Here is a 23,205-nt window from a genome sequence, read left to right on the forward strand (position 1 = left end):
TGTTTGAGGATCAGCTAATCTCTCAGTCTTCCCATGTATAACGCTACGTTAAGGCTTGCACCGCCCCCGCTCGCTCTTTAGGATCGCTCCCAGCTTATCGATATGGCCCCTCTGGGCACCTATTTAAGGAATTCGTACCTTGTCTCTCTCTATCGAGGCGCTGCGCCGCCGTCTCTCTGCCTGCATGAACCTCGACGCCCGCCGCCTTTCCAGCCGTCTGCACGGGGTCAAAAAGCTGCCTGAAGGCAAACAGGCCGCCGTGCTGGAGACCATCGCTGCCGATCTGGATGCCGCGCAAGCGCGTTATCAAACCCGTCTGGCCGGAGTGCCCAAGGTCACCTATCCGGACAACCTGCCGGTCAGCCAGAAGCAGGCGGAGATCGCCAAGGCCATTCAAGAACATCAAGTGGTGATCATTGCAGGGGAAACTGGCTCGGGCAAAACCACCCAGATCCCCAAGATCTGTCTGGCGCTCGGGCGTGGGGTCAAGGGTTTTATCGGCCACACCCAGCCGCGCCGTCTGGCGGCCCGCACCGTGGCGGCCCGAATTGCCGAGGAGATGGAGTCCGAGCTTGGCCACTACGTGGGTTACAAGGTGCGCTTTACCGATCAGGTGAGCGAGCAGACCCACATCAAGCTGATGACCGACGGTATCCTGCTGGCGGAGATCCAGAATGACCGGATGCTGACCCAGTACGATACCATCATCATCGATGAGGCCCACGAGCGCAGCCTCAATATCGACTTCATTCTGGGCTATCTCAAACAGCTGCTACCAAAACGCCCGGATCTCAAGGTGATCATCACCTCGGCCACTATCGACCCGCAACGTTTCTCCCGCCATTTCAACAAGGCGCCGGTGATCGAGGTCTCCGGCCGCACTTATCCGGTGGAGGTGCGCTACCGTCCACTATTTGTTGATAAAAAAAGCAGTGACAAGAGCGAAGGGCTGGAAGAGCGCGACGAACTGCAGGGCATCTTCGATGCGGTGGAAGAGCTGGCTCGCGAGGGGCTGGGGGACATCCTCATTTTCATGAACGGCGAGCGGGAGATCCGCGATACCGCCGATGCCCTGCGCAAGCTCAATCTTCGCGATACCGAGGTGCTGCCGCTCTACGCCCGCCTCTCCAACGCCGAGCAGAACAAGGTATTCCAGCAACACACCGGACGGCGCATCGTGCTTGCCACCAACGTGGCGGAGACCTCGCTGACGGTGCCGGGCATTCGCTACGTCATCGATCCGGGCACCGCCCGTATCAGCCGCTACTCCTGGCGTACCAAGGTGCAGCGCCTGCCCATCGAGCCGGTCTCCCAGGCCAGCGCCAACCAGCGTAAAGGGCGTTGCGGCCGGGTGGCAGACGGTATCTGTATCCGTCTCTACTCGGAGGAGGATTTCAACGGCCGTCCCGCCTTTACCGACCCCGAGATCCTGCGCACCAACCTGGCATCCGTCATCCTGCAGATGCTGGCGCTCGGCCTTGGCAATATGGAGGCGTTCCCCTTCGTCGAGCCACCCGAGTCGCGCCATATCAAGGACGGTCTGACTCTCTTGAAAGAGCTGGAGGCGGTGCGCGAGTTACCAGCCACCGGCGATCGCGAAGCCAAGCTGCAGCTGACCGAGACCGGTCGCCAGCTCTCGCGCATCCCCCTTGATCCGCGTCTGGCGAAGATGGTGATCAGCGCGGCGCAGACCGGCTGCCTGAGCGAGGTGATGGTGATCACCGCCGCCCTCAGCATTCAGGATCCCCGCGAGCGGCCCATGGAGAAGAAGCAGGCTGCCGATGAGCAGCACAGACGCTTTGAGGACAAGGATTCCGACTTCCTCGCCTTCGTCAATCTGTGGAATTACCTGAAAGAGCAGCAGGATACCCTTGGCAGCAATCCGTTCCGCCGCATGTGCCAGAAGGAGTTTCTCTCCTACCTGCGGGTGCGCGAATGGCAGGACATTCACTTCCAGCTGCGTCAGACGGTCAAGGAGCTTGGTTTTAAAGCCAACCATGAACCGGCAGATTTCAAGACGGTGCATTGCGCGCTGTTGACCGGCCTCTTGAGCCATATCGGCAACAAGGATTTGGAAAAGCCCGAGTTCCTCGGTGCTCGCAATGGCCGTTTCCACCTCTTCCCGGCCTCGGGTCTGTTCAAGAAGCCGCCCAAGTGGGTGATGGCCGCAGAATTGGTGGAGACCTCGCGTCTCTACGCCCGTATCAACGCCAAAATTGAGCCCGAGTGGGTGGAGCCGCTGGCAGGCCACCTCATCAAGCTGCACCACAGCGACCCTCACTGGTCGAAGAAAAACGGCGCCGTGATGGCCAAGGAGAAGGTGACCCTCTATGGTCTGACCCTGGTCAACGAGCGCACCATCAACTTCAGCCGTATCGATCCGGCGCTGTGCCGCGAGCTCTTTATCCGCAGCGCCTTGGTGGAGGGGGATTTCGAGACCCGCCACCGTTTCTTCAGCGATAACCGCAAGCTCCTGGCCGAGGTGGAGGCGCTGGAGCACAAATCCCGTCGGCGCGACATTCTGGTGGATGATGAGGACTTGTTCCGCTTCTACGATGCCCGTTTGCCGGAGGAGGTGATCTCTGCCCGTCACTTCGACAAGTGGTGGAAAGAGGCGCAAAAGCAGGACCCCGAGCTGCTCAACTTCGAAAAAGAGATGCTGATGAAGGAGGATGCGGCCCACATCAGCGATCTCGATTACCCCAACTTCTGGCAGCAGGGGCGCCTCAAGCTCAAGTTGACCTATCAGTTCGAGCCGGGGGAGGCCGCCGATGGCGTGACCCTGCATATTCCGCTGCCGCTCCTGAATCAGGTGGAGGTGAAGGGGTTCGAGTGGCTGATCCCGGGGCTGCGCCACGAGCTGTTGGTGGCCCTTATCAAGTCGATGCCAAAGCCGATGCGCAAAAACTTCGTGCCAGCGCCAAACTATGCCGATGCGCTGCTTGCCAGCATCAACCCCGAGCAGGGGGCGCTCTTGGACGAGATGGAGCGCCAACTTCGCCGCATGACCGGCGTGACCGTGCCCCGCGAATCCTGGGACTGGAATTCGGTGCCCGATCACCTGAAACTCACCTTCCGGGTGGTGGACGACAAACACAAGAAAGTGGCGGAAGGGAAAGACCTGGAGGCATTGAAAGAGTCGCTGCGTGGCAAGGTGCAGGAGACCCTGTCGCAAGTGGCGGATGATGACATCGAGCAGTCCGGCCTCACCCTGTGGAGCTTTGGCGAGCTGCCGCAGGAGTACAGCCAGAAGCGCGGCGGCTTCGAGGTGAAAGCCTATCCGGCGTTGGTGGACGAGAAGGATTCGGTCGCCATCCAGCTGGTGGAGAGTCCGGTGGTGCAGCAGCAGCTGATGTGGGCCGGTCAGCGCCGGCTGGTGCTGCTCAACGTGCCATCTCCCATCAAGTATCTGCAGGAGAAGCTGCCCAACAAGGCCAAGCTGGGGCTCTATTTCAACCCGTTTGGCAAGGTGGCGGAGCTGATTGACGACTGCATCGCCTGTGGCTGCGACAAGCTGATCGAGCAGCACGGCGGCATGGCTTGGGACGAGGCCGGTTTCGAGGCGCTCAAGGAGTATGTTCGCGCCGAGCTCAACGATGCGGTAGTGGAAGTGGCCAAGCAGGTGGAAGCCGTGCTGACCCTCTCCCATGAGATCAAGAAACGGCTCAAGGGGAAGATGCAGCTCGACACCGCCTTTGCCATGTCCGACATCCAGCAGCAGTTGGGCAACCTTATCCACAAGGGCTTTGTCACCGAGACCGGCTGGCAGCGGTTGCCTGATTTGCTGCGTTATCTGCGGGCCATCGAGCGTCGCCTGGAGAAGCTGGCTATCGATCCCAACCGGGATCGGGTCTACATGCTCAAAGTGCACAGCGTGGAGTCGGAGTACAAGGCGCTGCTGGCCAAGATCCCCAAATCCCAGCTTATTCCCACCGAGGTGGCTAATATTCGCTGGATGATCGAGGAGTTGCGAGTGTCGTTCTTTGCCCAGAATCTGGGGACCCCTTATCCGGTCTCCGATAAACGGGTGCTTAACGCCATCGCTCAGTGCTAAGCTGCTATCTAACTGTTTTAACAGCATGATAGCGGGTGATGAGAAGGGGTTGCCGGTCAGGTAGCCCCTTCAAACCGCAAATCAGGGAGGCAAGGATGCTGGGGATCTGGTTGAGTGTGGCGCAGGTGGTGATCAGCGGTTATCAACCCATCGCGGAACAAACCTGGGTGCAGTTGAACCCGGAATATTACCCGCTGGCTCGCACGCCGCCTGCGATGTTTGTGGCTTGGCGTGGCAATCAGTTTCCGCCGCTGGCCCAAAAGCAGAAGCAGGGTCGCTGGCAGATCCTCTTTCCAGCCCGGCTGGTGCCTCCCTTTGATCTGTTCGAGGGGGAGGCGCAGCTCTCCAAAACCTATCTGGCAAGGCTGCGGCGCATCGACGAGATGGCTTACGGGGTCGTCCCCGGGCAGGCTGTTGCGGCTGGTGCAATCGTGCAGCAGGGGAGTGGTTCCCCTGATTATCACGCGCAACCTGTCGCGCCCTTTATCGCCGAGTTCCGTACACCCCAAGAGGCGTTCGGTGGTGTTGATATACCCAGCGACCCCGACGAGAGCGAACCTCTGCTCGCTCAGCTGGGGGCGACCTTTCGCACTGCGGGGATGAGTGGTGCTAAAGGAGATGAGGGAGTAGCGAGCGCCGATATGGCGCTCGCCAGCCACACGGCTAGCTTATCCGCAGGCGGTGACGCCATGCTTACCCTCTCGGCTCCTGCGGCCGGCGGTTCACAAACCGTGTGTCATCAGGTCGCAGCAGGGGAGACCCTGTGGCGCATTGCCAACCAGTTATCCAGTGCCCGGGGAGCCGATACCTACAGCTATTTGCTGGCGCTGGTGGCAGAGAATCAGCCGCGGCTTGGCAAGAGCATTCGGGTCAGAACGGGGGAAGGACTCTACTGCCCGCGCGCCGAGACCCTGGCGCGGTTTGATGCCCTGAGCCCGGCCCAGCGTCAGCAGCAATTCGCCCGGTTGGAGCAGGGGCGCTAAATGCAGAGTCGGTACCTTGTATCCGAATTTGGCCCGTGGTAGTATTCGCGCTCGTTTTGCGAGGTGCTGACCGGTCGCAGTTAGCACCATAAATTCATCCAAAAGAGATACATACTATGTCTTTCGTATTCCAAGCTGAAGTCCGTTCTGACCTGGGGAAAGGTGCGAGCCGCCGCCTGCGTCAAGCTGACCAAGTTCCTGCCATCGTTTACGGTGCAGGCAAAGAAGCCCTGTCCATCACTGTTGACCACAAGAAAATGATCCTGGCTCAAGAGAAGCCGGAATTCTATGAGTCTGTACTGACTCTGGTTATCAACGGTGAGGAAGTTAACGTAAAAGTGAAAGCTATCCAGCGTCACCCGGTACGTTACAAGCTGATCCACCTGGACTTCGTTCGCGTTTAATAGCGAACCGTCAGGTCGAAGAAAAGCCACTCTCAGGAGTGGCTTTTTGCTATCTGGCATCTTGTGATCGGGCTGAAAGAGCTACCTTGTCAGCCCAGCAAGCTGGTTATCCCAGCTGGCTAAGGGCCTGTTGGCAGCGCTGCTCGGCAGCATCCAGCTCCAGCAGCACCATCCTGATATCTTCCATCTGCTGTTGAAGTGTCTCCCGTTTCTCCTCAACCAGTCCCAGCATGGTTTGTAACTGGGTGCGGCTGCTCTTGTCGGCATCATAGAGATCAAACAACTCGCGGATCTCGGCGAGGCTGAACCCGAGCCGCTTGCCGCGCAGGGTGAGCTTGAGGCGAACCCGATCCTGCTTGCTGTAAATGCGGGTTTGTCCCTCTCGGGCGGGATTGAGCAACCCCTGATCCTCGTAGAAACGGATACTGCGCGTCGTAATATCAAATTCCCGGGCCAGCTCACTGATGCTGAAGCGCCGTCCTTCATCCTTGTTGTTCATACAGACTTCTTGGCGAACTAAATCCTGTCTGCACCTTACCTAAACGTAAACTGCACTGCAACTCTTGTTCCATCGCGTCAGAACCCCTATGTTATGGCCATGTAACAAACAGAGGCAGGCAAATGGATATTGCAATTGTGGCGGCAAAACGGACTCCGATGGGGGCGTTTCAGGGGGCATTGGCAGAGGTCACTGCGCCTGAGTTGGGTGCCTGTGCCATTGAGGCGGCACTGCAACAAAGCGGGCTGCGTCCGGAGCAGGTCGATGAAGTGTTTATGGGCAATGTGCTGGCGGCGGGCGTGGGGCAAGCGCCAGCCCGGCAGGCGTTGTTGAAAGCAGGGTTGCCAGATAGTGTGCCTGCTACCACGGTCAACAAGGTGTGCGGATCCGGCATGAAAGCAGTGATGCTGGCGGCGGATACCATCCGCCTTGGTGACAACAGGGTAGTGGTCGCGGGGGGGGTGGAGAGTATGAGCCGTGCCCCCTATCTGCTGGATAATGCCCGCAACGGCTTTCGGATGGGGCATCAAAAGGTGCTGGACCACCTATTCCTCGACGGTTTGCAAGATGCCTATGATGGCCAGCTGATGGGGATACATGCCCAGCGCAGCGCCGATCAGGCCGGTTTGACCCGCAGTGCCATGGATGAGTTTGCTCTTGCGTCGTTGCAGCGTGCGCGCGATGCGCAGCAAGCCGGCGCGTTTGCATCCGAGCTGGCAAGTGTCTATCGCGGTGATCGCTTGTTGCTGGCCGAAGACGAGCAGCCCAGCAAGGGCAGACCGGAGAAGATCCCTACCCTGAAGCCAGCGTTTGGCAAGGAAGGCACTATTACGGCGGCCAATTCAAGCTCCATCTCGGACGGTGCGGCGGCGCTGATATTGATGGATGGCGCCACGGCGCAAGCCTTGCAGGTACCAGTGCTGGCACGGATCGTCGGTTATCAGAGCCACGCGGCATTGCCCGCCGAATTTACCTCTGCGCCCATTGGCGCCATTTCACGCTTGCTGGCGCGTCTGGCATGGTCGGTGGAAGAGGTGGATCTATTCGAGATCAACGAGGCCTTCGCCATGGTCACCATGCTGGCCATGAGCGGGGTCGGCATCCCTCATCACAAGGTCAATGTGCATGGTGGGGCCTGTGCACTCGGTCATCCGTTGGGGGCGAGTGGCGCGCGCATTCTGGTGACGCTGATCGCCGCGCTGCGGCAACGGGGTCTGCGGCGAGGCGTAGCCGCGCTCTGTATCGGGGGCGGGGAGGCGACCGCTATCGCGGTCGAAGTGAATGATGAGGCGAATTAATTGGTGGCTTCCATCGCCAGCAGTTGTTCCGTGACCCAGGTGGTGGCGGCCAGATAGAGGTGACTCACCTTATCCTCGCTCAGCCCCAGGCGGGCTGTTCTGGCCGTGACCCGTGACCAGTTGGCGCTCTCGTAATCTTCACAAAACGCGAGGTAGAAACCCAGATTGCCTTTGCGTTCCAGCAGCGCCAGCCGAATATCGTCGATAAGAGGGATAGTGCCGAGCAGCTTGTCCATCGGCTGCTCCATCAGTACATCCAGCAGGGAGAAGAGACCGGTGATAAAGGCCTGTTGTGCCTGCTGGCTCGGGGCGTGGGCGTGGGCCAGCAGTTCACAGAATCGGGCTCGGATCATCGACATCTGGTAGAGCTCGGCGCTCTTGCCCTTGCCGGCGCTGGTCGCGGCTACCAGCGAGACAAAGCGCTTTAACTGGGTGTTGCCCAGATAGATGGCAGCCTGGCGAAATGACGAAATAGGGTTGGTGTGACCTTTGAGATGGTTGACATAGCGCAACAGCTTGAGGGAAAGGGAGATATCCTGACCGAGCAGCTGCTCAATCTTGTTGATATCAGGCTCTGCCTCGTTGACCACGTTGAGCAACTGCATCACCACGACTTGCGCTGGCTCCATGGTGGCTTGCTTGACCATCTCGGGTCTGCTGAAGAAAAAGCCCTGGAACAGCTGGATCCCCAGCTGTTTGACCCGCTCGAACTCCGCCTTGTCCTCTACTTTTTCCGCCAGATAGGTGAGCCCCAGCGTTTGATGCCGCTGGATAAACACCTTGATCTGCATCAGGGGGGTGGCACGAAGATCAAACTTGATGATGTGGATAAAGGGGAGGAAGCGCTCCCAATCCGGCGACATGGTGAAGTCATCGAGTGCCAGTTGATATCCCAGCTTGTGCAACTGTTTCACCTTTTCCAGCAGGGCATCATCCGGTGTGGAATCTTCCAGGATCTCAATCACCACTTTTTCGGGCGGCAGGCACTCTGCCAATCCCTCCAGCAGCAGTGAGTGGGGGAAGTTGATAAAGCAGGGGCGGCCGCCCAAGAGCTGATCGATATTTTGTTGCAGGAACTGTTCGACCACCAGGCGTGACGTCGCCTGCTGGGAGGAGATGCTCGGGAAGACATTATTCAGACTATCGCGAAAGAGCAGCTCATAGGCATGAGTTTTGAGGTCTCTGTCGAGGATCGGCTGTCTTGCTACGTAGGAATACATGCCTTGCTCCAGTAAAGGTACTGGGTTGATTTTATGGTGTTGCAGAACACTATGCCAGTGTTCACCTTATTGAGTAAGGCAATAATTGGCATAGCGTTTTTTGCAGGGAAGGTATTTAGAAGAGATAGCTCAATTGTGCACCAGCCAGCCAGGCATCACCTTCGGAAGTGCCCTGGAAGGTGGAGGTCGTCATCGGATTACCCGGTTGCAGCTCCATTTTTTCAGTGACATCCACCTTTTTGCCATCGATCAGGGTCAGCCCCAGATCCACGGTCAGGTTGGGCGTGAACTGATACCCCATTCCCAGGCTGTACCAGAGCCGATCGGCATCCGGGATGGAGATGGTACGACGATCGGCTGGCACCGGGCTGGCGTCATAGGCCACACCGGAGCGCAGTTGCCACTTGGGAGTGACCTGATAGGTCATACCGATGGCGTAGCGCCAGCTATCTTCCCAGTGCTCGTCCTTGATGTGCATGTTCTGCAAATTGTTGAGATCAGCTTCCAACTGAACGAATTCGCTCCAGTTGGTCCAGTTCAGGCTGCCGTGGATAGCCAGCTTGTCAGTCAGCTGATGGAATGCCGCCAACTCTGCCGTCGCGGGCAACGGCAGATCCAGACTGCCGGTATCTCTGATCTCGGTAACGGAGCCATCTGCATTGGGTCGGCCCACGATAGCATCTCCCGAGAGGGTCAAAGTGACATCGTGACGGTAGGATAGGCCAATTCTGGTTTGTTCGGACAACTCCAGCAAGGTGCCGACATTCCAGCCCCATGCCCAGCCATCCCCTTGCAAATGTTTTGCGATCAGGTTGCGAGAAGGGAAGGTGCCACCGACTTCGCCTTCGCCCTGAATAGCAGAGATCCCGGCACCAATTGACCACATCTCATTGATGCGATAGGCGAGTGAGGTACCCAGATCCATGGTCTTGATATCGGAGACATTGCCAAAGTGTCCCGCGCTGTAGTTATCCGGCATCTTGACGCCAAGGCCGTAGTAAGAGGTTGCCGAGAAGCCTAGTCGCCACTGCTCATTGAGTGGAATGATGAGATAGGCGTTGGGTACCCAGGCTGCGGCGGCGATATCGTGTGCACTGGCATCGGAGGTGACGATACCGGCTTTGGTCGGCAAGCGGGTGTTGCCTTCAATATTGACGTCAGGACTGACATAGATGACTCCGCCAGAGAGCGCCATCTGATCGAAGCGGGTCATGGCTGCTGCATTGCGGGAGAGCACACTGGCGTTATCCGCGATGGCGGCCTCACCGGCAAAGGCGCGTCCCAGGCCTGTAGTGGACTGTTCAGCCAGCTGGAACCCGGCGGCATGAGTCTGACCCGCGATCACCAGCAGGGCGATGGCGGACGGTTTGATGATGGGATGCATGGCAAAATCCTTGCTGTTACCCGAAGGTTCAATCGGTCATATGAATGGAGGCAGGATTTTATATGGTATGACCAGTAAGGCAACGGTAATGGCCAGTATCAGGATAAAACAAGATTAAATGCTGGAATGATGCACTCTAATAGATTGATTAGAAAAGAAAAATAAACACGTGTGTGCTACATGTGTGCGCCGAGATGGTTTTTTCGGATAAAAAAAGAGCGCCTGACGGCGCTCTTTCAATTCTATCAATAATCAGAACTTCATGTTGAACTGGGCAGAAGCCAGGAAGGCGTTGCCGTGGGAAGTACCTTTCCAACGCAGGCTGTCGGAGTGGCTACGCAGACCTTCGTTGACGTCAACTTCTTTACCGTCCAGATAAGCCATACCAAAGTCAACGCTCATATCGGTGTTGATATGGTAGGTGGCACCGGCGCTGTACCAGATACGGTCTGAGTCGGGAATGCTCAGGCTGCGGTAGTCAGCTTCGATCGGGGTGTTGTCATAGGCAAAGCCCATGCGAGCTTCCCATGCCGGGTTGATATACCAGGTACCGCCGATGGAGTAGCGGGTAGAGTCTTTAAACTTCTCATCTTTTTGCAGACATACGCCGCCAGCACATTGGCTGCTGGTTGCTTTCAGCTCCTGGAAGGCGCTCCAGTCAGTCCAGTTTACAGAGTAATGAACAGCAAACTGCGGGCTCAGGCGATGGTAACCGGCGAACTCGGCTTGTGCAGGCAGATCCAGCTTCAGGTTGCCATCCACTGTGCGATTCAGTGAGCTTGCGCCTTGGAAATCACCATCAAAGCTCATATCGACTTGTGAACGGTAGGTCAGTGCGAAGCGATGGTTTTCATTGACTTCATACAGGGTACCAACGTTCCAGCCAAAGCCCCAGGTGTCGCCTTTAAGGTGAGCCAGACGAGTATCTGTCGGCAGCGGGCCACCTTGGCTAGGTGGGTTCAGTGGGCCCAGCAGACCGGCATAGCGGTTGAGTTCGGCGGCACCGTAAACGGCGTTGATACCGGCACCGACACTGAAGTGTTCGTTGACACGATAGGCAATGTTCGGGTTGATATTGAAGGTCATCAACTCGGTATCGCCAGCACCGGCACCAGCTGGGAAGGTTTTGGAGTATTCGGTGGAGAGACCGTAGTTGGAGAAGATGCCAATACCCCAAGCCCACTGGTCATTCAGCGGCTGAATAAAGTAGGAGGCGGGAACGAAGGCTGCCGGAGCAATACCACTTTCGCTGGCTGGAGCCATTTTGTTCGCGCCAGCGTAAACAGCACCATCCACATCGACATCCGGTTTGATGTAGGTGCCGGAGACAGAAACTGCCATCTTGTCGAAGGTGGTCATGGCGGCCGGGTTACGGGCCAGAACAGAGGCGTTGTCGGCGATAGCCGCTTCACCGGCATAGGCGCGACCCAGACCGGAGGCCGAGTGCTCGTTCAACTGGAATGCCGCAGCATGGACTTGACCGGTGGCCAGCGCGATGGTGGCGGCAATCAGGCTCTTCTTGAAAATAGTTGTCGTCATGGTGTTCTCTCTTGTAGGCAGATTTTTTTGCCGATATTGGCTGCACGTTCAATGCAAACCTCGACAAAATCCGTTTTTATTTCAGCTTCTTCCCAATCAATTCTGGCGTGATTCTATGGATCTGGTAGGAGGTAAGAAATCAGACCAGTGACAGCAGAATACATAAAAGTGATCGATGTGTTAATCATTTGTTTTAACTTGCTGTTTAATTCATCATTTTCACGGTCTAAAGGCGGAATATTGACCTGGATTGCCGATCTCCGTCACAAAAATAATTTTGTCAATTTTTCGAAATCTTGAGGCAAATGAGTGACAAAGAGGAGCAATCAGGGGGAAAACAGGCAGCGGCTCGTGACCGCCACCTGCTATTGAGGATGGATCTGAGGTTGTTAACCAGCGATGTTAAATGTCCCACTGCAGACGTGACTGCAGGGCGTTGGCAACGGGGGCAAGTGGCTCTTTCATCTCGCCAATCAGTACCATATTGGCGCCTTTGAGCTGGAGTATCTCCCCTTTGAGGGTGCCATCTTCAAAGGTGGCCTGTTGCAGGGTTAATGGAACATGTTTGGGCACTAAAAAGAGGGTGACTGGCCCCATCTTTCCCTGGATCACCATGTGCAAGGCCGGTCCCTGATAAAACGAGCAGTGATTGACATAGGTCACCTTGAGCCCATCCATCCCGCTTAAGGTGGCGCCATACTTCTCCATCTTGGCATTGATGTTATGCAGATTGACCTGCTCATCGACACCTTCAATAAAGGGTTCTTCGCCATAGACATGAGCCATCGCCACCTGTGCGAGGGAGAGGGCCGCAGGAGCCGTTTCTGGCAGCGTGATCCAGCGGGTGCTCATTCCCAGCAGGAAGGCGACCGATGCAGCCAGGGCGATCTGGCGCCAGGATGTTGATGTCCGGATCTTGACCGGCGCCGTGCCAAGGGGGCGGGATGGCGGCATATCATCTGGCGCGTCACTGTCATGCAGCATGGCTTGCCTGAGCAGGATCCGCTCGGCCAGTCCGGCGGGGACCTCTACCTGCATGGCGCGCTTGAGGGTTCTGTCGAACTGCTTCATCTCGTCGAGATAGTTCCGATTGGCCTGGCTGGCGTCAGCGGTTCTGAGAAAGTCCGGTTGTTGATCGTTGGGCTGGATCATGGCGTTGCGGCGAAATTCGAGTTCATCCATGTCCGTGTCCTCTTGCTTGGTTCTTCTGCTCCATCGCCTCCTTGATCTGGTTGCGGGCGCGAAACAGGCGGGTCATAACGGTGTTCTTGTTGAGGCCGAGCATCTCGGCAATCTCCTCACCACTGAATCCTCCCACGACTTGCAGCAGCAGTGGCTCCTGGTACTCCTCGGGTAACCGGGCGATGTGACGGTGCAACCACTCGTTCTCCATCTCCTGCTCGCTGTGCAGCGCATCGTGCTGGGGTTGAGGGTGATCGTCGAGATCCACCAGCTCCAGCTGTTTACGTTCAAAGCGGCGGGCGTTCTCCCGTCTGAGGATGGTGATCAGCCACCCCTTGGCCGCCTTGTCATCCTGCAGGGTGTCGATAGCCTTCCAGCCACGAAGGAAGGTCTCTTGCACCAGATCTTCCGCTACGTTGGGATCCCTGGTCAGCCAGTAGGCATACCGGTAGAGATCGCCATGTAGTGCATGAACCAGTGCTTCAAATTTGGTTTGTTTGTCAGCCATGGGATCAGAGACCGGCGAAGTGGCCGGATCATTTCCACCAATATGCTGCTGAGCACGTTTTTTTCTAAAAAACAGCAGTGCCATAGGGCAATCCTTGTCAGGGGGCGTGGCGGCGGGAGCGGTAACTCCCGTGCGCCAGCAGGTAAATCAGGTACGCAATACCGGCGGTTTCATCAGCCCTGAGGGTACGCGCCAGAGCGCGCCACTCGATGGGGGGGGCAGAAGAGGGCCGTGCAAAACAGGCTCGCTCGAGTGCGGCGAGCGCGTTGCCGACCCGATTATGCCCAGCGTCAGGCAACTGGCCTAATTGATAATAGGAGACCTGCCAGCGCAAGGTCGCCCACTTGATCAGCGCCTTGCGACTGGCATCCGGCTGGTGTTGGGCAAGGGCACGTTGCAGTCGATAGAAGGCGCGCCAGCGGGGCCCGTTGCGCCATAGCGTACGCAGCGTTATGGCAAGCACGACCCACCAAAGGCTCTCTCGCAGTGCCACCTGCGATGTCTGCTGATCAGGTTGCCGATTTGTCGTTGCCTGAAACGTCAGCGTAATGGCGGGCAGGCTGGCCTGTTCAATCCGGCCGCTTTGGGTATTAAACCAGGGCAGATCAATGGGGGGGAGCTGATAGTCGCCGCTCTGATCCGCAACCAGAGTCTGGCGCCACTGTCGCTCAAACAGCAGCTTGCCATCTCGGTAACGCTCCTGCTGTTGCTCGCCATCGGGATGTGCCTGTATGCCGCTTGGCAGTTGATGGTCCATCAGGGGGGCAAGCTGTATCTGGCCGCTGTCACCATTCTCCATGGTCAGGGTGAGGATCCGGATCAGCGGTTCACCCACTTCCCCCATGGTGGCCGGTTCAAGCCGCTGGCTCAGGGTCAGCCGGGTGGCCACCGGCGTGGCGGGGGCTTTGTCGACCCTCACCTCTAGCGGTGCCGCACGGGCCGAGAGCCGTTGCGGCTTGCCCCCCTGCTGCGTGAGCTGCCCCTGCAAGCGGGGCGAGTCGAGGTGCCAGAGCCCAGGCGCTTTTGCCTGAACGAGCCAGCTGCGGGTGAGCCGGCCGGGTAGACCAGCCTGAGCGGGGGCGATCCACTCGTCGCTACCGAGGCGACGGATGGTGAAGTTAGCAGAGCTGAGTTCGCTCAGCGCCGGGTTTTGCATACTGGTGGGCAGCCACAGTGTCAGCCGGTAGATCACCGGCTGGCCGGGATAGAGCGGGCCCTGATGATCAAGGCTGGCCTGCATCTCGAGGGGCGAGGGGGCTGCGGGTTGCGGCAGCGCCGCTGTTTTCACCTCTCTCAATGGCAGGGTGAGCGAGGGAGTGAACTCATTTCCGAGCTTGAGCGGGGCAATCACCACCTTTGTATTAGCGGGTGAGTCGCTCTGGTGCAGCGGGATCTGCCAGCGAGTCAGTTGTTGTACCGGGGTGGTGACCCGGCTCATGGTCACTCTGCCCACTGCAAACTGGCGCAGTAGGGGGGTGATCTCCAGCTCGCTGCTCTGGCGCTCACCATCCGCTTCGATGATCAGCAGCCAATCGCTGGGTTCGGCCCCGGGTAGCAGCTCTGCCCGAGGGGGCAAGGCCCAGCAAAGTGGACTCGCGAGTGCGAGCAACAGTCCCCATCCTGCCCGCGTCACCAGGGCTCCTCCACTTTGATCAGGTCCCGGCGCAGCGCCTCTTTGCGCAGCCGCTGTTCCAGCAGCAATACGGGTGGCGAGGGAGGCAGGGGCATTGCCGTCGCCTGCTGAGCAGCCGATGGTTCGGGTTGCTTGCTGTTGCTGGTATCGGGAGCAGCCGCCGCTGCGCCCTGTAACAGAGAGAGGTTATAGAGCGCATCTTCATGGCCGGGTTCAAGTGCCAGAGCGGCCAGATAGGCCTCTTTGGCGGCCGCAAACTCCCCCAGTTGCAGCAGGGCATTGCCGCGGTTGTAGTGGGCGGTGGCGCTCGTCGCTTCCTGATAGGCTGCGATGGCTTGCCGGTAGGCTCCGGCCCGATACCAGGCGTTGCCGCGCCAGACTGGATCGTTGAAGGTATGGGCAGCCCGCTGAAAATCCCCTTCTTGATAAGCCTGCATCGCTTGCAGATCTCCCTTCTCTGCGGCTTGCAGATCTTGCGGCGCAAGCAGCTGAGCTCCCACCATCAGCGCTATCATCAACCGGGCGCCGACTCTGGCCAGCAAGGCCAGTGGTAACAAGGGGATCAGCAACCAGGGGCCAAGATCCAGTGGTGCCGGGGTGAGGGCCGAGGTCGTGGTGGGGAGGGGGGCAAAGCGGGGGACGTCGTTGCCAAGCCACTGCAGCTCACCACCGAGGCGATTGGCCAGGGCGGCAATGGCCTGACTATCGGGGGCGGGCAACTGCGCGGGCATACGGGTGGCAAACCCCAACTCATTGGCCGGAATGGCGGGCATGGGGGCCGGTTGACCGCTGCTGGCAAGCAGAATATCGAGGCGTGCCGACTGGGTGTCGCGGCAAAGAAGGCGTTGCTGGCAGGGCCACAGGGCGGCGATTTGGGTCATCTGATTCCGGGTGAGGTCGTCGGTGACCAGCAGCAGACGCGCTTGTTCTCCAGGGGCCAGCTGCTTCATGGCAAGTTCCACCGCCCGTGCCGGGTTGCTGCCCTGCAACGGCATGATATCGGGGCGCAAGTCGGGCAGTAGCAGCGAAAGGGCTTGATGATCTCGGGTGGGCGGCATGGCGAGGTAGGCGTCACCTGCGTAGAGGATCAGCGCAATGCGCTCGCCCTTGGCGCGGCTCAGCAGCTGCTGTAATTGCCATCTGACCCGGGTTGCCCGATCCGGTTTGAGATCGGTGGCGGTCATCGAGCGTGACAAGTCCAGTAGCCAGATATCTAGCGGTGCTGCAGGCTGCTGTTGCAGCTCACCGCGCAGTGCCGGTCCACTCAGGGCCAAAATGACGGGCAGGGTTGCCAGCCAGAGCCAGGGACGTTGAGGACGGGATGCTGGCAGCAGATAAGCCTGCATCGCAGGTGCGAGCAGCGGGGGCTGGCGACGACGGTGCCACCCTTGCCAGAGCCAGGGGATGAGTGCGATCAGCCACAGGGGGCGGAGCAAGATCAGTTCCATCTGCGCATGCCTCGTACCAGCCAGTTACGCACCATGCGAAACTTCAGTCTGCCGTGCCCTGATGGCAGAAGCAGCAAGCCACAAAGCAGTGCCAACGGCCAGGGGTAGAGCTCGATCACCGGCTGGTACTGGGCAATCGGCATGGGGGCAGGTTCAAGGGCATTGAGAGTCGAGTTGATGGTATCGAGATCGCTTTGGGTGCGTGCCCGAAAGTAACGTCCCTGGCCTGTCTGTGCCAGCTCTTTCAGGAGCGGCTCGTCCAGTTCGCTGCTGGGATCGGCCTGACCGCTGCCCGCCTCATCGTAGGGTTGGATAAAGGTATCGGGATCGGCCCCGACCCCCAGCGTGTAGATCCGTATTCCCTGCGCTGCGGCGAGTTTGGCCTCCTGCAGCGGGTCGGCATTGCCTGCGGTATTGCGGCCATCAGTGACCAGCAGCAGGGCGGTGGGGCGACCCATATCCCCATGCTGACGTGCCAGCTGAATGGCTTCGCCAAGGGCGGTGGTTCGGCCGACCAGATCAAAATCGAGCTCGTGGCTCAAGGTCAACAGCGCCGGGATCTCCTGAGTGAGGGGAGAGAGCAGGTAGGCGTGATCGGCAAAGACGATGAGGCCCACCCTGTCTCCGGCCCGTTTGGCGATCAGCGTTTTGATCTGCTGACGCACCGCCGTCAGCCGCGCTTGCTGCTCGCCGTTATCGAGCATATCAGGGGTGCGCATGCTGTCTGACAGATCCACTGCCAGCAGCAGATCCCGACTCCCTTCATATTGGATCACCGGTTCCCCCCACCACTGGGGGCGGCAGAGGGCGAGGATAAGGGCGCACCAGAGCAGCATGGCGCGCCAGAGCGGCAATCCGGCGTGGGGGCGCAGCAGCGCAAACCCGGGGTGAGCAAGATAGCCGCGGCGCAAGGGTGGCAAGCTGAAGCGCACCAGCAAGGGCAGCACCAGTGCCAGCGCAAACCAAGGCCAGGCAAGGGTCATGAATGCCTCCGTGCGGCTTTACGCCTTGGGCGGGTGGAGCGTTGCAAGAAGAGGCTCTTACCCCAGCGGCGATAATGTTGCCGAAGCTGTTCGCTCTGCTCACTGCTCGGGTTCTGGCTGCCATAGAGCCAACTGCTCCAGTGAGACGAGAACTGGCTGAAATCGCTGCCGCCGTGACGATCGACGAAGGCGAGCCAAGCCTCTCCCTGTAACTGGCGCGCCTCGGGCCAGCGTTGCAGTGCTTCATGACGCAGGGCCTCCTGTATGCGTGCCACCAGCAGCGCCGGATCTCCCTCCAGCTGACGACACCAGCGGCGGTAACGTATCACCCTGCGGGCAATCAGGATGATCAGCAGCAGCAATAGACCTGTGATCAATAGCCACAATAGCGCCTGCACTCTGGGGTCAAGACTCTGTTCAATCAGATCTGGCCCCGGGTGGATGTCTCGCATCAGGGCGGCCAGCGGCGGAGTGATGGCGTCGGAGGCGGGACTGGCGCTGTCGAGTTCGGCGGGCGTGATCATCCCTGATGACATAACCCCTCCTGCCACTGCTGTTGCAGCGTCTGGCCGTTATCGAGCAGATAGAGGCGCTGCACCAGCGGCAGCAACTGCTGCTTGCCGTGGGTCAGTTGCTGTTCGGCAGCTTGCTGGTAGCGGCGGGAAAAACCGGCATGGCCCCCATCCAGCCAGCCCTGATAGTGTTGCCCTGGCCGATCAATGGCCACTGGCAGTTGGCCATCAGAAGGAAGGGCTGCCTCGAGGGGGTCACGGATCTGCCAATAGTGAATATCGTGGCGCCGCGAGAGCAGCTGCAACTGCTGACAGAGCGCCGACTCGCAGGGTCTGTGATCGGTGATGATCGTCAGCTTGGCTCCGTGAGGCAGCTTCACGCCGGACAAGGTGTCGGCCAGTGAGTGAGAAAGCTCCCGGCGGGCCAGCCCTTGCTGATAGTGATGGCAGAGCGATTCGAGCAGGGGCAGCACGCTGCCGCGCTGGCTCTGGTGATGGGGGATAAGCCCGTGGCAGATCAGGGTGTTGTGCTGCTTCTCCCCTTGCCAGATCAGGGCTGCTGCCAGCTCGCATCCCAGTCGCGCCTTGAGCTGCAGCGTAGAGCCGAAATACATGGCAGGAGAGAGATCGAGTAGTAGCCAGTGCACCTGATCGAGCTCCTCGCTATAGAGGCGGGTATAGGGACGGCCGAGGCGTGCGGTCACTCGCCAGTCGATATGGCGTACCTCGTCACCAGCCTGATAGGTGCGCAGCTCCCGAAACGTGAGTCCGGGAGAGCGGCCCGTTTTGCCGCGTTCGCTGGTGCTTCTGCCCGCGTGAGGCGGCTTCTTGGCCTTGGCCCAGAGCCGGATACTGAGCAGCCGTGGCAGCGACAGGACGATATCGGGATGCAGACTGGGATCTAGGGACATGGCACCTGATCCAGCAGTTGGGCGATCAGGATATCGTTATCCAGATTGTCGGCCAGTGCCTGATAGCTGAGAATAAGGCGGTGGCGCAGCACCGGATAGGCTTGCAGCTGAATATCTTCCGGCAGCACATAATCTCGTCCGGCAAGCCAGGCGCGGGCGCGGGCGGAGCGAGCCAGCCCCAACGTTGCGCGGGGGCTCGCGCCCACGGCAATCAGCGGTTCAAGAGCCGGGCACAGGCCGCTGCCCGGGCGGGTAGCGCAGACCAGCTCCACCAGATAGTGCTCCAGTCGGCTTTGCATGGTAACCGCCAGCACTTCGCTGCGGGCACGTTGCAAGGTGGTCTGACTCAGGGTCACCGGCGCAGCGCCAAGCTGTTCACCGCTGGCGTTGAGCTGCAAGATGGCGAGTTCCATCGTGGGGCTCGGGTAATCCACCATCAGCTTGAGCAGAAAGCGGTCGAGCTGGGCCTCCGGCAGGGGATAGGTTCCCTCCTGCTCGATGGGATTCTGGGTGGCGGCGACCATAAAGAGAGGTGGCAGCCGCCAGCTCTTTTTGCCCACGGTTATCTGGTGTTCAGCCATGGCTTCCAGCAGTGCAGATTGCACCTTGGCCGGCGCCCGGTTGATCTCGTCCGCCAGCACCAGATGGTTGAAGAGGGGGCCGGGCTGGAAAACAAAACTGGCATCCTGCGGGTGAAACACCTCGCTGCCGGTGAGATCGGCAGGAAGCAGGTCGGGGGTAAACTGGATACGGGCAAAGCGTCCCTCGACGGCGCCAGCGAGCGCCTTGACGGCACGGGTTTTGGCAAGACCGGGGGCCCCTTCGATTAACACATGTCCTTCACATAACAGGGCAATCAGGAGCCCTTCAATTAGCTCCTCCTGCCCCAGGATCTGACTGCCAAGATAGTCCCTAAGCGCTCTGAACTCCGCCGCTGCCATGCGATAAACCCGTTGTTTTTATGGAAGTTGATCTTTTTATACTCCAGTTGCTCCCCAAGGGCGAGCAAAGGGGCCTTGCCGTGCTTAATTTAGTTTCAATCAGCTGTATGAAACTTGTGATTGGATTGTTAAGATGTGGCGCAATGAGGTCAGACCTCTGCCTTTTAAACCAAGGAGCCAGGATGAAACAGCCATTGAAACTGACGACTCGCCAGGGCGAACGGATTGCCGTCGTGGCGGGGCTGCGTACCCCCTTTGCCAAGCAGGCTACCGCCTTTCATGGCGTGCCAGCAGTCGATCTCGGCAAACTGGTGGTAAGCGAAATGCTCGCCCGTACCGATCTCGATCCCAAGCTTATCGACCAGCTGGTGTTTGGCCAGGTGGTTCAGATGCCGGAAGCCCCCAACATTGCTCGCGAGATCGTGCTCGGTACCGGCATGAGCGTCAATACCGATGCCTACAGCGTCTCCCGCGCCTGCGCCACCAGTTTTCAGGCGGTGGCCAACGTCACCGAATCCATCATGGCCGGTACCGTAGACATCGCCATCGCCGGCGGTGCTGATTCCTCCTCCGTGCTGCCTATCGGGGTGAGCAAGAAGCTGGCCCGCGCCCTGGTGGATCTCAACAAGGCGCGCAATCTGCAGCAGCGCTTCAACATTTTGCGCCAGTTGCGGATCAAGGATCTGCTGCCGGTGCCGCCTGCTGTGGCTGAATATTCGACCGGTCTCTCCATGGGGCAGACCGCCGAGCAGATGGCCAAGAGCCACCAGATCAGCCGCGAGGCGCAAGATGCGCTGGCTCATCGCTCCCACACTCTGGCCGCACAGGCTTGGGCCGATGGCAAGCTCAGTGGCGAGGTGTTTACCGCCCATGTACCGCCCTACAAGTCACCGCTGGAGCGGGACAACAATATCCGTGAAAGCTCGGACTTGGAGAGCTACGCCAAGCTCAAGCCGGTGTTTGACCGGGTTCATGGCACAGTCACTGCTGCCAATGCCACCCCGCTCACTGACGGCGCCGCTGCCGTGTTGCTGATGCGGGAAGGGCGGGCGAAAGAGCTGGGCCTCGAGCCGCTTGGCTATATCCGCAGCTTCGCCTTCTCGGCTATCGATGTGTGGCAGGACATGCTGATGGGGCCCTCCTACGCCACGCCGCTGGCGCTGGACAGAGCTGGTATCACGCTCGGTGATCTGACCCTGATCGACATGCACGAAGCCTTTGCCGCCCAGACCCTGGCCAACCTCAAGATGTTTGCCAGCCACGAGTTTGCCCGTGACAAGCTGGGCCGTGATCAGGCCATCGGCGAGGTGGACATGGAGAAGTTCAACGTCCTCGGTGGTTCGCTGGCCTATGGGCACCCCTTTGCCGCGACCGGTGCGCGGATGATCACCCAGACCCTGCACGAGCTGCGTCGTCGCGGCGGGGGACTGGGGCTCAACACCGCCTGTGCGGCGGGTGGATTGGGCGTGGCTATGGTGTTGGAGGTTGAATGATGAGTGCTAAGACTTTTTCGCTGGATGTTCGCAAAGATGGCATCGGCATCCTCACCATGGATGTGCCGGGCGAGAGCATGAATACCCTCAAGTCCGCCTTTGTGGAGGAGATCCGCACCGTGCTGGCCGAAGTGAAACGCAACAAGGATTTGATCGGTCTGGTGATCACCTCCGGTAAAAAGGACTCCTTTATCGCCGGTGCTGATATCACCATGCTGGCCGCCTGCACCAGTGCCAAGGATGCCGAGACCCTGTCACGGGAAGGGCAGGAGATCTTTGCCGAGATCGAGGGGCTAACCATTCCGGTGATCGCCGCCATTCATGGCCCCTGCCTTGGTGGCGGGCTGGAGCTGGCGCTGGCCTGCCATGGTCGGGTGGTGACCGATCACGGTAAAACCGTGCTGGGATTGCCGGAAGTTCAGCTCGGTCTGCTGCCGGGGTCTGGCGGTACCCAGCGTCTGCCGCGCCTTATCGGGGTGGCCAAGGCGCTGGATCTGATGCTGACCGGCAAGCAGGTTCGTGCTAAACAAGCCAAGAAATTGGGGCTGGTGGACGATGTGGTGCCGCCGTCAATCTTGCTGGATGCTGCCATCAAGCTGGCCAAGAAGGGCAAACCGCGCCATCAGTTGAAACGGGATCTGCAGGGCAAGGTGCTGGAGACCAACAAGCTGGGCCGCAAGGTGCTGTTCGATCAGGCCAGCAAGGGGGTGAAAGCCAAGACCCGCGGCAACTACCCGGCGCCGGAGCGGATCCTGGATGTTGTGCGCATCGGCGTGGAGGAGGGGATGAAGGCCGGTCTGGCCGCCGAGTCCCGCCACTTTGGCGAGCTGGTGATGACTGCCGAGTCTGCCGCCCTGCGTTCCATCTTCTTTGCCACCACCGAGATGAAGAAAGAGGTCACCTATCAGGGGGCCGAGCCGCGCAAGGTGGCCCATGCCGCCGTGTTGGGCGGTGGTCTGATGGGGGGCGGCATCGCGTTCGTCACCGCTACCAAGGCGGGCGTGCCGGTGCGGATCAAGGATGTGGCAAGCGCCGGGATCGGCAATGCCATGCGCTACAGCTATGACATTCTGGCCAAGAAGCTCAAGCGTCGTCACATCTTGCGCAGCGAATTGGAAAAGCAGATGAGCCTGTTGACCGGTACCCTCGACTACTCCGGTTTTCACCGGGTGGACATGGTGGTGGAGGCGGTGTTTGAAGATCTCGCGCTCAAACACCAGATGGTGAAAGACGTGGAGCGTGAGTGCGGTGAGCACACAGTGTTTGCCTCCAACACCTCTTCCCTACCCATCAACCAGATTGCGGCAGAGGCGGCGCACCCAGAGCGAGTCGTGGGGCTGCACTACTTCAGCCCGGTCGACAAGATGCCGCTGGCGGAGATCATCCCCCACGCTGGCACCAGTGCCGAGACGGTCGCTACCACCCTGGCTTTTGCCCGCGCCCAGGGCAAAACGCCCATCGTGGTGAAGGACGAAGCCGGTTTCTACGTCAACCGCATCCTTGCCCCCTACATGAATGAAGCGGCAAGACTGGTGCTGGAAGGGGAGCCGGTGGAGGTGCTGGATAGCGCGCTGCTGGACTTTGGCTTCCCGGTTGGCCCCATCACCTTGTTGGACGAGGTGGGGATCGATGTAGGGGCCAAGATCTCCCCCATTCTCGAAAAAGAGCTGGGCGGCGAGCAGTTCCAGGCGCCCAAGGCGTTCGACAAACTGCTGCAAAATGATCGCAAGGGACGCAAGAATGGCAAGGGCTTCTACCTCTATGGCAAGGCGGCACCGCGTAACAAGCTGACCGGCAAAGAGGGCAAGAAGACGGTGGACGAGAGCGTCTATGGCGTGCTCGGTATCAAGCCGTCTGCCAAGCTGGCTCGTCAGGAAATCGCCGAGCGCTGCGTGTTGCTGATGCTCAACGAAGCGGCGATGGCGCTGGATAGCGGTGTGGTGGCCTCGGCTCGTGATGGCGATATCGGCGCCATCTTCGGCATCGGTTTCCCGCCCTTCCTCGGCGGCCCGTTCCGTTATATGGATACGCTCGGGATTGATCATCTGGTTGGCCGTCTGGAGTATTACCAGAAGCGCCATGGCGACAGGTTCGCCCCCTGTGCCCGCCTCAAGGCGATGGCCGCAGAGCAGCAGACCTTCTACTGATAACCGCTGCAGATTGATCGCAAGCAAAAGAGGCCCGCACACCATGCGGGCCTCTTTTTATGTTGT

General features: G+C 59.4%; 18 protein-coding genes. 6 read left to right on the forward strand and 12 right to left on the reverse strand.

Annotation, left to right across the window (positions count from 1 at the left end):
• Positions 1-139 precede the first annotated feature (139 nt).
• The 3 genes from hrpA (at position 140) to rplY (ending at position 5,441) form a co-directional block, all read left to right on the forward strand.
• Positions 140-4,054, forward strand: a complete 3,915-nt coding sequence (gene hrpA / locus VF684_RS14245) for an ATP-dependent RNA helicase HrpA (RefSeq protein WP_279475136.1) — start codon at positions 140-142, stop codon at positions 4,052-4,054.
• Positions 4,055-4,149: 95 nt separating this feature from the next.
• Positions 4,150-5,037: a hypothetical protein gene (locus VF684_RS14250; RefSeq protein WP_201913862.1), complete on the forward strand. Its 888-nt coding sequence runs from the start codon at positions 4,150-4,152 to the stop codon at positions 5,035-5,037.
• A 116-nt stretch (positions 5,038-5,153) separates the two neighbouring features.
• Entirely contained in the window at positions 5,154-5,441 is a 288-nt protein-coding gene (rplY, locus tag VF684_RS14255; protein ID WP_005333252.1) for a 50S ribosomal protein L25, read from the forward strand.
• Positions 5,442-5,547: 106 nt separating this feature from the next.
• Here rplY and VF684_RS14260 read toward each other — a convergent pair whose 3' ends face one another.
• Positions 5,548-5,940: a MerR family transcriptional regulator gene (locus VF684_RS14260; RefSeq protein WP_005360322.1), complete on the reverse strand. Its 393-nt coding sequence runs from the start codon at positions 5,938-5,940 to the stop codon at positions 5,548-5,550.
• A 122-nt stretch (positions 5,941-6,062) separates the two neighbouring features.
• Between VF684_RS14260 and VF684_RS14265 the strand changes: the two genes are divergently transcribed.
• A complete protein-coding gene (locus VF684_RS14265; protein WP_139441416.1) occupies positions 6,063-7,238 on the forward strand; it encodes a thiolase family protein in 1,176 nt (391 codons plus the stop codon).
• On the opposite strand, the gene VF684_RS14270 is transcribed toward VF684_RS14265, so the two are convergent.
• The 11 genes from VF684_RS14270 to VF684_RS14320 form a co-directional block, all read right to left on the reverse strand.
• Positions 7,235-8,458 (reverse strand): EAL and HDOD domain-containing protein, encoded by a 1,224-nt coding sequence (locus tag VF684_RS14270; RefSeq protein ID WP_139441415.1) that lies wholly within the window; start codon positions 8,456-8,458, stop codon positions 7,235-7,237. The genes VF684_RS14265 and VF684_RS14270 overlap by 4 nt on opposite strands.
• A 115-nt stretch (positions 8,459-8,573) precedes the next feature.
• A complete protein-coding gene (locus VF684_RS14275) occupies positions 8,574-9,842 on the reverse strand; it encodes an OmpP1/FadL family transporter (protein WP_139441414.1) in 1,269 nt (422 codons plus the stop codon).
• Positions 9,843-10,094: 252 nt separating this feature from the next.
• Positions 10,095-11,381 (reverse strand): outer membrane protein transport protein, encoded by a 1,287-nt coding sequence (locus VF684_RS14280; protein ID WP_005360328.1) that lies wholly within the window; start codon positions 11,379-11,381, stop codon positions 10,095-10,097.
• 402 nt (positions 11,382-11,783) lie between these two features.
• Positions 11,784-12,563: a DUF3379 domain-containing protein gene (locus VF684_RS14285; protein ID WP_139441413.1), complete on the reverse strand. Its 780-nt coding sequence runs from the start codon at positions 12,561-12,563 to the stop codon at positions 11,784-11,786.
• A complete protein-coding gene (locus VF684_RS14290) occupies positions 12,556-13,155 on the reverse strand; it encodes a sigma-70 family RNA polymerase sigma factor (protein ID WP_139441412.1) in 600 nt (199 codons plus the stop codon). The genes VF684_RS14285 and VF684_RS14290 overlap by 8 nt, the downstream gene beginning before the upstream one ends.
• A gap of 13 nt (positions 13,156-13,168) precedes the next feature.
• Positions 13,169-14,680 carry a hypothetical protein gene (locus VF684_RS14295; protein ID WP_279475137.1) on the reverse strand — a complete coding sequence of 504 codons (1,512 nt, stop codon included), beginning with the start codon at positions 14,678-14,680 and terminating at the stop codon, positions 13,169-13,171.
• A 20-nt stretch (positions 14,681-14,700) separates the two neighbouring features.
• Positions 14,701-16,152, reverse strand: coding sequence for a VWA domain-containing protein (locus VF684_RS14300; protein WP_279475138.1), 1,452 nt, complete (start codon positions 16,150-16,152; stop codon positions 14,701-14,703).
• Positions 16,143-17,135, reverse strand: coding sequence for a VWA domain-containing protein (locus tag VF684_RS14305; RefSeq protein WP_279475140.1), 993 nt, complete (start codon positions 17,133-17,135; stop codon positions 16,143-16,145). The genes VF684_RS14300 and VF684_RS14305 overlap by 10 nt, the downstream gene beginning before the upstream one ends.
• Entirely contained in the window at positions 17,132-17,671 is a 540-nt protein-coding gene (locus VF684_RS14310) for a DUF4381 domain-containing protein (RefSeq protein ID WP_139441409.1), read from the reverse strand. Before VF684_RS14310 ends, VF684_RS14305 begins: the two co-directional genes overlap by 4 nt.
• Positions 17,656-18,558 carry a DUF58 domain-containing protein gene (locus VF684_RS14315; protein WP_139441408.1) on the reverse strand — a complete coding sequence of 301 codons (903 nt, stop codon included), beginning with the start codon at positions 18,556-18,558 and terminating at the stop codon, positions 17,656-17,658. Before VF684_RS14315 ends, VF684_RS14310 begins: the two co-directional genes overlap by 16 nt.
• Positions 18,549-19,499 carry an AAA family ATPase gene (locus VF684_RS14320; protein WP_440174316.1) on the reverse strand — a complete coding sequence of 317 codons (951 nt, stop codon included), beginning with the start codon at positions 19,497-19,499 and terminating at the stop codon, positions 18,549-18,551. The genes VF684_RS14315 and VF684_RS14320 overlap by 10 nt, the downstream gene beginning before the upstream one ends.
• A 182-nt stretch (positions 19,500-19,681) precedes the next feature.
• Here VF684_RS14320 and fadI point away from each other — a divergent pair, with 182 nt between their 5' ends.
• Entirely contained in the window at positions 19,682-20,992 is a 1,311-nt protein-coding gene (gene fadI, locus VF684_RS14325) for an acetyl-CoA C-acyltransferase FadI (RefSeq protein ID WP_139441407.1), read from the forward strand.
• Positions 20,992-23,139, forward strand: coding sequence for a fatty acid oxidation complex subunit alpha FadJ (fadJ, locus tag VF684_RS14330; RefSeq protein ID WP_139441457.1), 2,148 nt, complete (start codon positions 20,992-20,994; stop codon positions 23,137-23,139). The genes fadI and fadJ overlap by 1 nt, the downstream gene beginning before the upstream one ends.
• Positions 23,140-23,205 lie beyond the last annotated feature (66 nt).

This window comes from Aeromonas sp. Lyrl_2 (genome assembly GCF_051948815.1).
Classification (GTDB): Bacteria; Pseudomonadota; Gammaproteobacteria; order Enterobacterales; family Aeromonadaceae; genus Aeromonas; species Aeromonas veronii.